Annotated in this window: 13 protein-coding genes; 8 read left to right on the forward strand and 5 right to left on the reverse strand. The window is 67.1% G+C overall.

The features are described 5' to 3' along the window. The first annotated feature begins 29 nt into the window (after positions 1-29). From ABIC50_RS13320 to ABIC50_RS13330, 3 genes are all read left to right on the forward strand, one after another. Entirely contained in the window at positions 30-1,319 is a 1,290-nt protein-coding gene (locus ABIC50_RS13320; RefSeq protein WP_354164398.1) for an adenylosuccinate synthase, read from the forward strand. Between the two features lie 236 nt (positions 1,320-1,555). After that, on the forward strand, positions 1,556-2,497 hold the full coding sequence (locus ABIC50_RS13325) for a LysR family transcriptional regulator (RefSeq protein ID WP_126224073.1): 942 nt from the start codon (positions 1,556-1,558) through the stop codon (positions 2,495-2,497). 272 nt (positions 2,498-2,769) lie between these two features. Beyond that, positions 2,770-3,741, forward strand: a complete 972-nt coding sequence (locus tag ABIC50_RS13330) for a sulfonate ABC transporter substrate-binding protein (RefSeq protein WP_212072884.1) — start codon at positions 2,770-2,772, stop codon at positions 3,739-3,741. Positions 3,742-3,847: 106 nt separating this feature from the next. On the opposite strand, the gene ABIC50_RS13335 is transcribed toward ABIC50_RS13330, so the two are convergent. The 3 genes from ABIC50_RS13335 to ABIC50_RS13345 form a co-directional block, all read right to left on the reverse strand. Then, positions 3,848-4,561 carry a dienelactone hydrolase family protein gene (locus tag ABIC50_RS13335; RefSeq protein ID WP_175680422.1) on the reverse strand — a complete coding sequence of 238 codons (714 nt, stop codon included), beginning with the start codon at positions 4,559-4,561 and terminating at the stop codon, positions 3,848-3,850. A 312-nt stretch (positions 4,562-4,873) separates the two neighbouring features. Continuing rightward, on the reverse strand, positions 4,874-5,185 hold the full coding sequence (locus ABIC50_RS13340; protein ID WP_175704771.1) for a DUF4148 domain-containing protein: 312 nt from the start codon (positions 5,183-5,185) through the stop codon (positions 4,874-4,876). 412 nt (positions 5,186-5,597) lie between these two features. After that, on the reverse strand, positions 5,598-6,563 hold the full coding sequence (locus ABIC50_RS13345) for a GlxA family transcriptional regulator (protein ID WP_354164400.1): 966 nt from the start codon (positions 6,561-6,563) through the stop codon (positions 5,598-5,600). 224 nt (positions 6,564-6,787) lie between these two features. Between ABIC50_RS13345 and ABIC50_RS13350 the strand changes: the two genes are divergently transcribed. The 5 genes from ABIC50_RS13350 (at position 6,788) to ABIC50_RS13370 (ending at position 11,164) form a co-directional block, all read left to right on the forward strand. Continuing rightward, positions 6,788-7,429 (forward strand): HD domain-containing protein, encoded by a 642-nt coding sequence (locus tag ABIC50_RS13350; protein WP_354164403.1) that lies wholly within the window; start codon positions 6,788-6,790, stop codon positions 7,427-7,429. A gap of 296 nt (positions 7,430-7,725) precedes the next feature. Beyond that, positions 7,726-8,181, forward strand: coding sequence for an Xre family toxin-antitoxin system antitoxin (locus ABIC50_RS13355; protein ID WP_006753033.1), 456 nt, complete (start codon positions 7,726-7,728; stop codon positions 8,179-8,181). After that, positions 8,178-8,657: an RES family NAD+ phosphorylase gene (locus ABIC50_RS13360; RefSeq protein WP_006759650.1), complete on the forward strand. Its 480-nt coding sequence runs from the start codon at positions 8,178-8,180 to the stop codon at positions 8,655-8,657. The genes ABIC50_RS13355 and ABIC50_RS13360 overlap by 4 nt, the downstream gene beginning before the upstream one ends. Positions 8,658-8,999: 342 nt before the next feature. Further along, positions 9,000-9,677 carry a heavy metal response regulator transcription factor gene (locus ABIC50_RS13365; RefSeq protein WP_006759651.1) on the forward strand — a complete coding sequence of 226 codons (678 nt, stop codon included), beginning with the start codon at positions 9,000-9,002 and terminating at the stop codon, positions 9,675-9,677. Continuing rightward, a complete protein-coding gene (locus ABIC50_RS13370; RefSeq protein ID WP_354164406.1) occupies positions 9,674-11,164 on the forward strand; it encodes a heavy metal sensor histidine kinase in 1,491 nt (496 codons plus the stop codon). Before ABIC50_RS13365 ends, ABIC50_RS13370 begins: the two co-directional genes overlap by 4 nt. Here ABIC50_RS13370 and ABIC50_RS13375 read toward each other — a convergent pair. Then, entirely contained in the window at positions 11,145-12,638 is a 1,494-nt protein-coding gene (locus tag ABIC50_RS13375; protein WP_354164409.1) for an efflux transporter outer membrane subunit, read from the reverse strand. The genes ABIC50_RS13370 and ABIC50_RS13375 overlap by 20 nt on opposite strands. Before the next feature lie 30 nt (positions 12,639-12,668). Further along, complete coding sequence (locus ABIC50_RS13380; RefSeq protein WP_354164412.1) at positions 12,669-14,024, reverse strand: efflux RND transporter periplasmic adaptor subunit; 1,356 nt, start codon at positions 14,022-14,024, stop codon at positions 12,669-12,671. Positions 14,025-14,067 lie beyond the last annotated feature (43 nt).

A 14,067-nucleotide genomic window follows, 5' to 3' on the forward strand; every position in this document is an offset into this window, starting at 1 on the left:
GTCTGGATTTCTCACATGGAGTATGGAGCATGCCGAACGTGGTGGTGGTGGGCGCCCAATGGGGTGACGAAGGCAAGGGGCGCGTCGTGGACTGGCTGGCGGCGCAGGCCGATCTCGTCGCCCGCTACAACGGCGGCCATAACGCGGGCCATACGCTGGTGGTCGGCGACAAGACGTACAAGCTCGCGCTGCTGCCGAGCGGCATCGTGCGCGGCAAGCGCGGTGTGATCGGCAATGGCGTGGCGCTCGATCCCGAGGCGCTGCTGGCCGAGATCGGGCGGATGAGTGAGCTGGGGCTGTCGGTGACGCCCGACAATCTGTCGATCGCGGAAAACGCGACGCTGGTCCTGCCGATTCACCGCGCGATCGACGAGGCGCAGGAGCGTCTGCGTCGCGAGCCGATCGGCACCACGCTGCGCGGGATCGGGCCGGCCTATGAGGACAAGGTCGGGCGCCGCGGGTTGCGGGTCGCCGATCTGGCGGAACCGGGCCGGCTCGCCGACAAGCTCGACGTGCTGGTCGATTATCACAATGCATGGTTTCGCGGCCTGGGGCTCGAACCGTGCTCGCGCGACGCGATGCTGGCAATGCTGGTCGACATCGCGCCGAAGATCCTGCCGTTCGTGCGTCCCGTGTGGGCCGACCTCAACGACGCGAACGACCGCGGCGAGCGCATCTTGTTCGAAGGCTCGCAAGCCGTGATGCTCGACATCGACTGGGGCACGTATCCGTTCGTGACGTCGTCGGGCACCGTTGCATCGGCCGCGGCGGCCGGCACGGGGCTCGGCGCGTCGAAACTCGGCCACGTGCTGGGCGTGACCAAGGCGTACGCGACGCGCGTCGGCGGCGGCCCGTTCCTCACCGAACTGACCGACGCCACCGGCGAAACGCTGCGCGCGCGCGGGCAGGAGTTCGGCGTCAACACCGGCCGGCCGCGCCGCTGCGGATGGCTCGATGCCGCGCAGTTGCGGCAGGCCGTCCGGATCTCGGGGATCGATTCGCTTGCGCTCACCAAGCTCGACGTGCTCGATGGCTTTGCGTCGATCGAGCTGTGCGTCGGCTACGAGCTCGATGGCGCACGCGTCGACCATCTGCCCGCGAGTCTCGACGCGCAGGCGCGTGCGATGCCCGTCTACGAAACGTTCGCCGGGTGGGACGGCACCGTGAAGGGCGTGCGCGAGCGTGCGGCGTTGCCGCGTGCCGCGCAGGATTTCATCGCGCGCGTCGAGGCGGTCGCGGGCGTGCCCGTGTCGATGATCACGACCGGCGCCGAGCGCGACGACACGATCGTACTGAGCAACCCCTTCGAGCAGGCCTGAGCGCAACGCGCACGTGCAATGCGTGTGCGGCAGGCTGCCACCGTGCGGCCTGCATTGATCCGATGCCGGTCGTCCTTCGACAGCGGTTGTCGCGTGAGCGAGGGCCCGTAGCAGCGGTGCACGGCAAACTGGACACGCCTGCACCGCTGCGGTACTGTTCCGCACAATTCGCGCCAGACCGGGCTGTGCCGGGGCGGGCGCCGCCGCGAAGCGATTTCAATCCCGGGGACCTGTCGATGGACACGTTACAGATGATGCGCATTTTCGTCCGGGTAGCGGAGGAGGGCAGCTTCACGAGCGCGGCCCAGCGCCTGGACATCACCACCGCCTATGCGTCGCGTTCGGTCGCGCAACTCGAAACGCATCTGCGCACGCGCCTGCTCAACCGGAGCACGCGCCGCATCGCATTGACTGATGCCGGGCAGCGCTATCTCGACCGGTGCCAGCGCATCCTCGGCTATATCGACGAAGCGGAAGCCGAGGCGGCGGACGCGCAGGCGAAGCCGTCGGGGCGCCTGCATGTGCATGCAACCACAAGTTTCGGCCAGGCCTACGTGGTACCCGCGGTCGTGCGATACCGGCAGCGCTATCCGTCGGTGGCGGTCGAACTGACGCTGTCGCAGCACGTGCCCGACATCATCGACGAAGGTTACGACGTGTCGCTGCAGCTGAGCTCGGCGGAGCTGCCCGATTCGGGCCTGGTGTCGCAGCGGCTCGGCGATGTTCATAGCGTGCTGTGCGCGTCGCCCGCTTACCTGAAGGAGCGCGGCACGCCGCACACCGTGCGCGATCTCGAAGCGCATTCATGCCTGCAGATCGTCACGCCGATCTTTCCGCGCGACCGCTGGCATCTCGACGGCCCCGACGGTCGCGAGACGTTCGAGTTGCCGCTGCCGGACTTCCAGGTGAACATCGCCGACGCGCTCGGCGCCGCGCTGCGCGCAGGCCTCGGGATCGGCTCGTTGCCGATGTCGAGCGCGGTGCCGGCACTGGCGAGCGGCGCGCTGGTTCGCGTGTTGCCCGAGTACCGGCTGCAGAAGCTGACGGTCTACACGCTGTATGCGTCGCGCCAGTACCTCGACGCGAAGATCCGGACCTTCGTCGATTTCCTGCGGGAATGCGTGCCCGAAATGCTGGCCGCCGACGAGGCCGCGCTGCGCGGTTCCTGCGTGTCCTGAGCGAAAGTGGGCAGCGTGTGCCCGGTTGAATCATGCGGCACACGTTACATAGTCCATAGATCGACGTTGGTCCGTGCCAGATAATTCGCATACCGAAATTGATGGTGAAGACGAATAGGCGCAACGTCTCCGATCGATTGCATCGCGCGATGCACGTCTTTATGAAAGCGCGTGCTTTCGATATCGGACTTCGTTGGTTCGGTGCGAAGCGTCGAACCCCTAGAATCGATTTGACTCGCGCTTGCGCGCCTTCCCATCGAACCCAGGACATCATGGCAGATCGACTATCCAGATCCCGCCGCCGGCTCATCCAGGCCGGTCTGGCGCTCGCGGCGGGCGCTGCCGCCCAGCCGCGCTTCGCACTCGCTGCCGCGGCCGGCGCACGCACGTTGCGCATCGGCTATCAGAAAGGGCCGCTCAGCCTGCTGAAGGCGAGAGGCACGCTGCAGGACAAGCTCGCGCCGCTCGGTGTGAACGTGACATGGACCGAGTTCCCTTCGGGGCCGCCGCAGCTCGAAGCGCTGAACGCAGGGTCGATCGACTTCGGCGATGTCGGCGAGGCGCCGCCGATTTTTGCGCTCGCGGCGGGTGCGCCGCTCGTCTACTACGCGCAAACGCCGGCAGGACCCTCGACCGAGGCCGTGGTCGTCGCGAAGGATTCGCCGGTCAGGACCTTCGCGGATCTGCGCGGCAAGCGCATCGCGCTGGTGAAGGGATCCAACACGCACTTCCTGCTGGTCCGCTTGCTGCAGGCCGCGAAGCTCGACCACGCGGACGTCAAGCCGGTCTGGCTGTCTCCGTCCGATGCGCGCGCCGCGTTCGAGAACCGCTCGGTCGACGCGTGGATCATCTGGGATCCGTTTCTCGCCGTCGTCCAGCAGACGTTGGGCGCGCGCATCGTCGCGGATGGCACGGGGCTCGTCGAGAACCGCAGTTACTACTTCACGTCGCGCGCCTATGCGCAGCGCAATGCCGACGTGCTGGGTGTGGCCGTGTCCGAGCTCACGACGGTCCAGCGATGGCTCGATGCGAATCGCGCGCAGGGTGCGGCCGAGTTCTCGAAACTGTGGGGCATTCCGGAGCCGGCCGTGGCGCTCGCGTTTCGCCGTGCGCGCTTCGGTGTCGAACCGGTGACGCGCGAGACGCTTGCGTACCAGCAGCACATCGCGGACGTGTTCTATCAGGCAGGCATCCTGCCGAAACGCGTGGACGTCAGCCAGGCGGCGCCGCCCATGCTCGCGTGACGAATTCGTAGCCGCAAACGACAACGCCACGGATGCAGATCCGTGGCGTTTCGCATTGCGTGTATCGCCGCACGGTGGCGGCGGGTGCCTGCTGTCTGCTGCGGTATTACTGCTGCTGGCCCCAGAGCGTGCGCCCGAAGAACGTCAGCGTGCGATCCCACGCGATCTGCGACCACACCGGATCGAACTGCGTGCCGCCGATGCGGCCGGGGCCGACGGCCGTTTCGTTCGCGAACGCGTGATGCGCGAGATAGCGGTGGAATTCGAAGTCGACCTTCGCATCGGTCAGCTTCTTCTCCAGCGCATCGACCTGATCGATCGCGAAGAACGCATCCTGGGTACCCCAGTGCCCCATCAGCGGCACCTTGAGCTTCGACGGATCGAGGTAGTCGAGCGGAGGGAAGCCGTACCACGTGACGCCGGCATCGACATCGGCGAACTGCAGTGACAGCAACGTGAGTGCGCCGCCCATGCAGAAGCCGGTGACTGCCACGCGCGACGCGTGCGTCTTCAGATATTGCACTGCGCCCGGAATGTCCTGCGACGCGGCGTCGCCGAAATCGAGGCCGGTCATCAGGTGGTGCGCTTCTTCCTCCTCGACCGTCGACTTGCCGCGATACAGGTCGGGCACGAGCGCGAAGTAGCCGCAGCGCGCGAGGCGGTCGGCGACGCCGCGGATCTGGTCATTCAGCCCCCACCACTCCTGGATGACGACGACCGCAGGTGCACCTTCGGTCTTTTCCGGCGTCGCGAGGTAGCCCTGCAGTTCCTTGCCGTCGGGGCGGCGAAACGTGATCATGGAACCGGATGTTTGAGACATGAAACCGCTCCTTTTCGAAAAATGCGATGAGTGCGGCATCGGGTCGGCCAGCGAGTGCGGTATGCCCGGTGGCTCGAGGTTTCGCTCGCGTTCGCTTCGGCCGGCGCCGACCACGCGGCCATTCTATGCGCAAACGCCGGCCGTCTGCGTGAATGGTTCGGGGCAGCGGCCGAGCCGCGCTGGCGCATCGATCGTGCGTCGTGCAGCGCGCAGGTCGGAGGCACCGAAAACGAAACACCCCGCCCCGATGAACGGGAGCGGGGTGTTGCGTTGGCAGCGCGCGTATCGAGGTACGCGCCGCGTGCGTCGGTCTTACTGACCGAAATAGACCGAGTCGCGAGCGGTTTGCTTGACCGCGATCACGCGGCCGGCGCGCACGCCGGCGGCGGCTTGTGCACCGTAACCCGTGGCGTCGCTGTTCGTCACGCGTGCCTGCGCGGTTTGCAGCGCATTCGGATAGTTGGCGTCGGACGCTTCCGGCTTGTAACCGGCTTGCTCGAGCTGCACGAGTTCCGCGCGGACCTGGGCGCGCGTCAGTTCGCCCGACGGGTTCGACTGGGCGAATGCGCCAACGGATGCGGTAAGGGCGGTGGCAGCGGCGACTGCGTAGATGAACGACTTCATGGTGACCTCCGGTTTTCGTAGATTTCGCGCTTCGCTCGTTGCGTTCAGCGGTTGATTGCATCGTAGCGATCGCGATACCGGTCGGAAATAGGCGTTCCAGCGAATAATTATTGCAACTGGGTAAACGATTGGCGCGAAAGCCGGCTTTGGTCTGAAGATTATGGGCGTGTCGGTGCACATTCGCGCGACGCGATTGGCGGTGCTGAATCAGGAACTGGCGCGATCCGGGACAGAGGTGTATTGCAACCGCACGCCGAGCTCGGTCGGTCGAAGGATCAATTAAATCGGATAACGAAGCATTGTTTGCGGGCAGGGAAGTGCGTTTGCCCATCGCTGTGCGATCCCGACCGACTCCGCCTTCTCGCGCATCGACGTGAGTATTAACGCCGCATCGTCGCGCATACCGCGTCACTCACTCGTCGATGACCGACTGTCGTTTCCGGTATTCGGCGGGCGTGATCCCGACATGCTTCGCGAACGCCCGTCTGAGCGTATCGACGTTTGCGAAGCCGCATTTCGCGGCGACCTGCTTCGGCGTGTCATGTCCGTTCTCGAGCAGTTGCCGGGCCGCGGAGATGCGGGTTGCTTCGACCCACGCGGCCGGCGTCATGCCGACCTCCGTGCGAAAGAGCCGCGCGAAGTGGCGCGGGCTGATGCCCGCATGCTTCGCGAGTGCCGCCACCGAATGTTCGAGTTCAGGATGGCTGGCGATCCAGCGCTGGACTTCCTGCAGCACCGAGCGCCCGGCCGGCCGTGCCTCGCCGCTGCGGCTGAACTGAAGCTGTCCGCCCGGGCGCTTGAAGAACATGACCAGTTGCGCGGCGACGCGCCGCGCGATTTCCCGGCCGAGATCTTCCTCGACCAGCGCGAGCGCGAGATCGAGGCCGGCCGTGACGCCCGCCCCGGTGCGCAGCTTGCCGTCGCGTACGTACAGCGCGTCCGCTTCGACCGTGAGCGACGGATACGCATCGGCGAGCGCGTCGGCGGCGGCCCAGTGCGTCGTCAGGCGTCGTCCTTTCAGCAGGCCAGTCGCCGCGAGGATGAAGGCGCCGGTGCAGATCGAGCCATACCGCTTGCTTTGCACGGCGGCCGAGCGCAGCCATGCGAGGACGTCAGTTCGCAGCGCGACCCCGGCGGCATGCGGCGCACCGGCGACAAGCAGCGTATCGAGGCGATCGGGAATGTCGGGAGCGATCCAGTCGGCCAGCAATTGCGCGCCCGATGACGTGCGGATCGGCCCCGACTCGCTCGCGATGATCCGCAGCGTATAGAACGGCTTGCCGCATTCGACGTTGGCCTGGGCGAATACGTCGAGCGGCGCGGAGACGTCGAGCAGTTGTACGCCCGGTACCGCGAAAATTCCCACGACCTTCGTCATGTTCGGTTGCGTGTTGTATCGATGTGTCGAGCTTGACGCGTAGGAGTATAGACGCGCAATGCAAGGCGACGAGCAGGGCATCGGCGCACTTCTCGGGTGCGGTTGGAGGGTTCCGGCGGCAATGGCCGTCGATCGAGTGAAATGGCAGGATTTGGCGTAATGCGACGATTGATGCCAACCCCGGGCCTCCCGAAAATGGGTGCTATCTTCAATGGAGGTCGATCATGACTGTGAACGTCGCCGGCATCACCGTTCCCGATAGCCAACTCGCTCGCGAGATCACCGAACTCGTACGGGATACCGAGTCCGAGTTGCTGTTTCATCATTCCAGCCGCGTCTACTACTTCGCCGCGCTCGCGGGGCAGCGTCGCGGGCTCCGCTACGATCCCGAGCTGCTCTATTGCGGCTGCATGTTTCATGACATGGGGCTCACGCATCGGCACAGCAGCGCGTGCGAACGATTCGAAGTGGACGGCGCCAATGCCGCCCGCGATTTCCTGAAGAGCAAGGGCATTTCGCAGCAGGACATCGACGTCGTGTGGACAGCGATCGCGCTGCACACCACGCCGGGCATTCCGAAGCATATGCATCCGGTCGTCGCGCTCGTCACTGCAGGGGTCGAGATGGACGTGCTGGGCCTCGCGTATCAGGAGTACAACGACGGCGAACGAGACGCCGTCGTCCGCGCGCATCCGCGCACGCCGCATTTCAAGGAAGACATCATCCAGACGTTCTACGACGGCATCCGACACAAGCCGGACACGACGTTCGGCAACGTGAAGGCCGATGTGCTGACCGACAAGGATCCGCATTTCCATGCAGGCAATTTCTGCAGCGTGATCCGATCGTCGGCATGGGCCGGCTGATCTGGACGGGCGCCGGGCGGGGCGCGGGAGGGAGGGCGCGCTCAACGGCGCCTGTCGCTCGCTATTCCTTAGAAAAGTTGTTACGTGACAACCACATGACGTCGGCACAGGCTTTCATATCCTGAATTTCACTGCCTCGGCTCCTGCGCAAACTGTCGGGTGCGCGCCCGCGACAACGTGTAATGGGGCCGCAACGGGCCGCCCGCGACGACGCGCGATCGAACCGGCAACGACAAGAACCCGCCCGCCTTCGGCAAAACGCCTATAATGATTGGGCAAATTGCCGGAGAAGCATCATGAGCACGATCGCGTTTCACCCTTCGGGCGTCGCGCACCCGCGCCAGGCCGAATTCACGATACTCGAGCAACTGCTCGCGATTCGCGTGCGCTCAGGCGCCGATCTCGCCGAACTGGCGAGCGCGCGCGTCGACGTCGCGGTGATCGATCGGCTGTCGGAGCGCGGCCTGAAGTCGGACGAACTCGCCTTCATCATTCCGCGGCGCACGTTGAGCCATCGCCGCCAGGCGCACGAGCGCCTGTCGCCCGAGGAATCCGACAAGGCGATCCGGCTTGCACGCATCGTCGCGCAGGCGACGGCCACGTTCGGCGACCAGGACAAGGCGATGGCGTGGCTGCGCAACGGGCTCCAGCGCTTCGGCGGCCGCACGTCGCTCGACATGTCGAGCACCGAGCACGGCGCGCGACTCGTCGAAGAGGCGCTCACGCAGATCGACGAAGGGTATTTCGCTTGACGACGCTGTGGCGGATCAGCAACTACGCCGATCTGAAAGGCATCGGTGGCTTGCGGGCCGGCGGGCGCTGGCACTTTGCCGGGCAGCCCGTCGTCTATCTCGCCGAGCATCCGGCGCTCGCGCTGCTCGAGACGCTCGTCCACTTCGAAATGGCCACCGTCGCGCAATTGCCGAGCGGATACCAGTTGCTGCGCGTCGAGGTGTCCGAATCGGTGGACGTTGCCGAGATCGCGGAAGGCGATGCGCCGGCCGACTGGCGGGAGAACGTCGACTGGACCCGCAGCGCCGGCACCGAGTGGCTGCACACGCAGCCGAGCGCACTGCTGCGCGTACCGAGCGTCGTCGTGCCGCACGCGCACAACTTCCTGTTGAATCCGCTGCACCCGGCCGCGTCCGACGTCCGCATTGCGGAAGTCATGCAGTCGCCGTACGACAGCCGGATTCTGCGGCTGGTTCAGTCGAACAAGAGCGAGTAGGGCGCGTTGCACCGCGCACGACGAGTGGCAGCAATACGTCGTTCACTCCGCCGCCGCCGCGCGCCGCGGGAAGCGGTAGCGCCGACGCGGGCGCCCCCCCGCCGACATCGACCGCCATCCCACCAGCAGCCCTTTACGCTGGAAGCGAACGTGCGGCGCAGACCGCGGCATGGCAAATCGCCGCCGCATCGTCACGACGTGCGCAATACCGCGACAGTCAACACGCTGACCTTCCGATTACATTTTCGTAATCGCGCCGTGCCGCTGGTCGGCGAAGCCTTTCGCCCGCCGGTTTCCCGGTAACATCGCCGCATATTCCAACCGAATGCGATGGAGCCGAGCATGCGCATCCTGATAGTCGAAGACGAACCGAAGACGGCCGCGTACTTGAAGAAGGGCCTCGAGGAATCCGGCTTCAGCATCGATCTCGCGAAGGACGGCGCGGAAGGCTTGATGCTCGCGCAGGAAGAGAACTACGACGTGATCGTGCTCGACGTGATGCTGCCCGTGCTCGACGGGTGGGGCGTGCTCAAGCGCCTGCGCGACACCCATACCACGCCCGTGCTGTTCCTGACCGCGCGCGACGATGTGCAGGACCGCGTGCATGGCCTCGAACTGGGCGCCGACGATTACCTCGTGAAGCCGTTCGCATTCGTCGAACTGCTCGCGCGCATCCGCACGCTTGCGCGCCGCGGGCCACCACGCGAGACCGAGCGCATCGTGGTCGGCGACCTGGAAATCGACGTCGTGCGCCGCCGCGTGAAGCGCGGCACGGTGCGGATCGATCTGACGCCACGCGAGTTCTCGCTGTTGCAGTTGCTCGCGCGTCGGCAAGGCGAGGTGCTGAGCCGCACGCAGATCGCGTCGTATGTGTGGGACATGAACTTCGACAGCGACACCAACGTCGTCGAAGTCGCCATCCGGCGACTGCGCGCAAAGATCGACGATGCGTTTCCGGTCAAGCTGATCCATACGGTGCGCGGCGTAGGCTACGTGCTCGAACCGAAGGACGGTGCATGACGCTCGGTCGATCGCTTGGCGCGACGCTCGCGCTCGCGTTCGGGGCGACGATGCTCGCGGTCTTCGCGCTCGTCGGCACGTACGTGTATACCGGCCTCGAGCGGCAGGTGAGGACGCAGGACGATCTGGACATCGTGCTTGCCGCACGACACACGCGCCGGCTCGCGGGCGAACTCGATTCGCTCGACGCCGTGCGCGCGCACGCGGATCGGCTGACGAGCCAGGTGCTCGGCAACACGGCACTGTCGATGGCCGTGGTCGACGAGCGGGGCAACGTGCTCGCGCGGCACAACGTCAAGCGGACCGAGCGCGAGGATCTGCCGCCGGCTGCGTCGGGCACGGGGTCACCCGCACCGCCCGCACCGCCTGCGTTGCCCGATGCCGAGCTGTTTCCGCCCCACGCGACGCCGGTGCCGGCGGCCGAACGGATCACGGTCGACCGGATCGCGACATGGCGCGCCGACGGCGGCACGCCCGTGCGCGGTGTCGTGGCCGGCGCGATGCTGCGCGACGGTACGCAGATCCGCATCGCGATCGCGCGCGACATGAGCGATCGCGCCGAACTGCTCGACGGCTATCGCAACAAGCTGAAGCTTGCCGGCGGGCTGGGCGCGCTGTGCGCGATGCTGCTCAGCTACTGGCTGATCCGCTCGGCGCTCGCACCGCTGCGCGAGATCGTCGCGAACACCGGCCGGATCACCGTCGACAAGCTCGACGCGCGGCTCGACGCCGCGCGCGCGCCGCGCGAACTGCGCGCGCTCGTCGATGCACAGAACGCGATGCTCGGCCGCCTGCAGCAAGCTTTCGGACATCTGTCACAATTCAGCGCCGATCTCGCGCACGACCTGCGCACGCCGCTGAACAACATGCGCGGCGCGACCGAGGTGGCGCTTGCGCGGCCGCGTTCGCCCGGCGAATATCAGGCGCTGCTCGAATCGAATCTCGAGGAATACGACCGTCTCGCGCGGATGATCGAGAACGTGCTGTTTCTCGCGCGCGCCGAACACCCGACCTTCGTGACGCGGCAGCGCGCATTTGACGTGCACGACGAGCTGACGCGCATCGCCGAATACTTCGAAGGGCTCGCCGATGAAGCGGGTTCGACGCTGCGTGTGGAAGGGCACGGCCAGCTGACTGCCGATGTCGAACTGTTTCGCCGCGCGGTCGGCAACCTGCTCGCGAATGCGCTGCGCTATACGCCTGCGGGCGGTGTCATCGCGCTGAGCGTCGACGAAACGACGGACGCGGTACGCGTCGTCGTCGAGAATCCGGGCGAGCCGATCGATCCCGCGCTGCTGCCGCGCATCTTCGACCGGTTCGTGCGCGGTGACCCCGCGCGCAGCGGCGGCGTGCCGGGCGGCACGGCCGGACTCGGGCTCGCGATCGTGCGTTCGGTGATGGAGCTCCACGGCGGCACCGCGCGCGTCGAAAGCGACGCGGCGGGCACGCGGTTCATCCTCATCTTCATCAGGAATCCTGCGTCTTGATCGCCGTGCCCGATCCGGCGGCGGAAGCGGCGAGATCCGCGCCCGCGTGCCAGCCGCCGCCCAGCGCCTTCAGCAATCCGACCGCAGCTTCCATCCGGCGCGCGGCGATCTGGTCGGCTTGGCGCCGATTGGTCAGCGCGATCGTCTGCGCGGTCACCACGTCCAGATAGCTGACGGCGCCGGCATTGAAGCGATTCGTCGTCAGCCGCAGCGACAGATCGGCCGCGTCGGTCGCGCGCTGCTGACTGGCGGCTTCGGACGCGAGCGCATCGAGCGCGGACAGTTGATCCTCCACCTGCTGGAATGCGCCCAGCACGGTCTGCCGATAGTCGGCGACCTCGCCGTCGTACTGCGCGTGCGCGCCGCGCAACGTCGCGCTGCGCCGGCCGCCGTCGAACAGCGTGCCGACGAGTTGCGGGCCGAGTGACCAGAACAGGCTGGGCGCGGTCAGCCACGGCGTGAAGAATCCGCTTTCGAGCCCCGCGCTCGCCGACAGCACGAGGTCGGGGAAGAACGCGGCGCGTGCTTCGCCGATCTGCGCGTTCGAGGCCGCGACGCGACGTTCGGCAGCCGCGATGTCCGGCCGTCGTTCGAGCAGTTGCGATGGGACGCCAGCCGGAATGGCCGGCACGTCGAACGCTTGAACGCGCGGCGGCAACGCGAATGTCGATGCGTTCTCGCCGACGAGCGTCGCGATCGCATGCTGGAGCTGCGCACGCGACGCGTCGATGTCGGTATCCTGCGTGCGCGTCGCTTCCAGTTGCGTTTCGGCTTGTGCGACGGCGGACGCATCGATCGCGCCCGCCGCGAGCTGCCGTTGCAGCAGCTTCAGCGCATCCGCATAGGCCCGCACCGAGTCGTCGAGTAGCTGCTTCTGCGTGTCGAGCGAGCGCAGCGCGAAATAGTCGGTCGCGAGTTCGGCCGTGACCGACAGTTTGACGGCTTGCAGATCGGCCGCACTCGCGTCCGCGTTCGCCTGCGCACCTGCCACCGCATCGCGCACGCGGCCGAACACGTCGGGTTCCCAGCTTGCCGCTACGCCGACCTGATGGTCGGGTGTCGTCTTGCCGGCGAGTGACGAACCCAGCTTGTTCTGCGATATGCGTGAACGGCTTTGCGCCACGCCCGCCGTCACGGTCGGCAGAAACCCCGCATGCTGGTAGTCGACCGTCGCGCGTGCTTGCTCGAGGTCGGCAACGGCTTTCTTCACGGTCTGGTTCGACACGTCGACGCGCGCTTCGAGCGCGTTCAGATCCGCATCGTTGAACACGGTCCACCACGCGCCGCGCGACGCGGCATCGGCCGGCGCCGCGACTTGCCAGCCCGGTTGCGCGGCTGGTGCGCCGGCATAGTGCGTGGGCACCGCGACGGTCGGCGGCGAATAGGGCGGCAGCGTCGAGCAAGCGGCCAACGCGGTGACAACGCCGAGCGCGACGACGCGGCGGGCGAACGGGAGCGGGTGAGGAAGGCGCATGGCGGGAATCTCACAGGTAGGCATGGCGGGTCAGGTGCGGGCGTTCGAGGCAGGCGCAACGGGCGCGGAGGCGGGCATGGGCGTCGCCGCGCGTGGCGCTGACGGCGCACCGCTCGCCGTGGCCGGTTGCGCGGCCGGCACCGCGCTGTGCTCGACCGACACGATCTTCACGGTTTCGCCGCTTGCGATCGAATCGCCCGGGTTGTCGATCACGCGATCGGTCGCGCCGAGCCCCGCGACGATCTCGACATGCGTGCCGAAATCGCGGCCGATCTGCACGGTCTTCAGCGCCGTGCGTCCGTTCGCGTCGACCGTCGCGACCGTCACGCCGTTCGGCCGGTACAGCAGTGCACTGACCGGCAGCTCGAACGCGGGCGCCGCGCTCGGCACGAGCAGGTGCGCCTGCGCATACGCGCCGGGCAGCAACGCGCCGTCGCGATTGTCGACGTCGATCTCGACGCGCAGCGTGCGCGTGACCGGGTCGATCGCGCCCGCGCTGCGGGCGACATGCGCGGCGAAGCGCCGCCCCGGATACTGCTGCGTGGTCAGGTAGACGGCCGTGCCGGTGGAGACGCCGGTCGCGCTGTCCTGCGGCACGTCGACGAATACGCGCAGCGTGTCGGTCTGCTCCAGATGGAACAATTCGCCCGACAGCCCGGGGCTGCCCGGCGTGCCGCCCGCCGTCACGAGCGTGCCGACGTCGACGTTGCGCGCGGTAATCACGCCGTCGAACGGCGCGGTCACGGATTCGAACGACACGAGCTCGTTCAGATGGGCGGCATTGGCCTGTGCGGACGACAGCATCGCGCGCTTCGCGTTCATGTCGGCCACCTTCGTGTCGGTGTCCTGCTGCGACACCGATTGCGTCTTCAACATGTCCTGCCAGCGCAGCGCGGTGGATTTCGCATAGTCGTAGTTCGCTTGCGCGGTCGCCGCGTCCGCGCGCGCCTGGCGCAACTGCGCGTCGAGGTCGGGCGCCGTGATCTGCGCGAGCGTTTGTCCGGCCTTCACATGCGTGCCGATGTCCGCGCTCCAGTGGGCGATGTAGCCGCTCGTGCGCGCGTAGATCGACGCTTCCGCATACGGCGTCACGGCACCCGGCAGCGTGAGCGTCTGGTCGGCCGGTGCGGCGCCGGGCTGGAGCACGGTCACAGGCAGCGCCTGCTGTGCCGCCACCTGGTGGCGCTGCGCGGCGCGCGCGTCGATGCGCGGCACGATGCCGATCGCGAGCAGCGCGGCGGCGACGGCAATCGCGGCAAGCGGGACGGCCAGCTTGCGCCCGCGCCGGGGCGGCGGTGTTTCCGGCGCTGCGCCGCGCGCGGCAGGTTGCATCGTTTCCGGTTCGGCAGCCGGCGGCGGGGTGAGAGGTTCGGTCGTGTCGTTCATGATGAGCTCGATGTCGGGCGAGTCGAAGGGAATCGGGATGCGT

It is taken from the genome of Burkholderia sp. 567, from assembly GCF_040545115.1.
In the GTDB taxonomy this organism is placed as follows: Bacteria; Pseudomonadota; Gammaproteobacteria; order Burkholderiales; family Burkholderiaceae; genus Burkholderia; species Burkholderia ambifaria.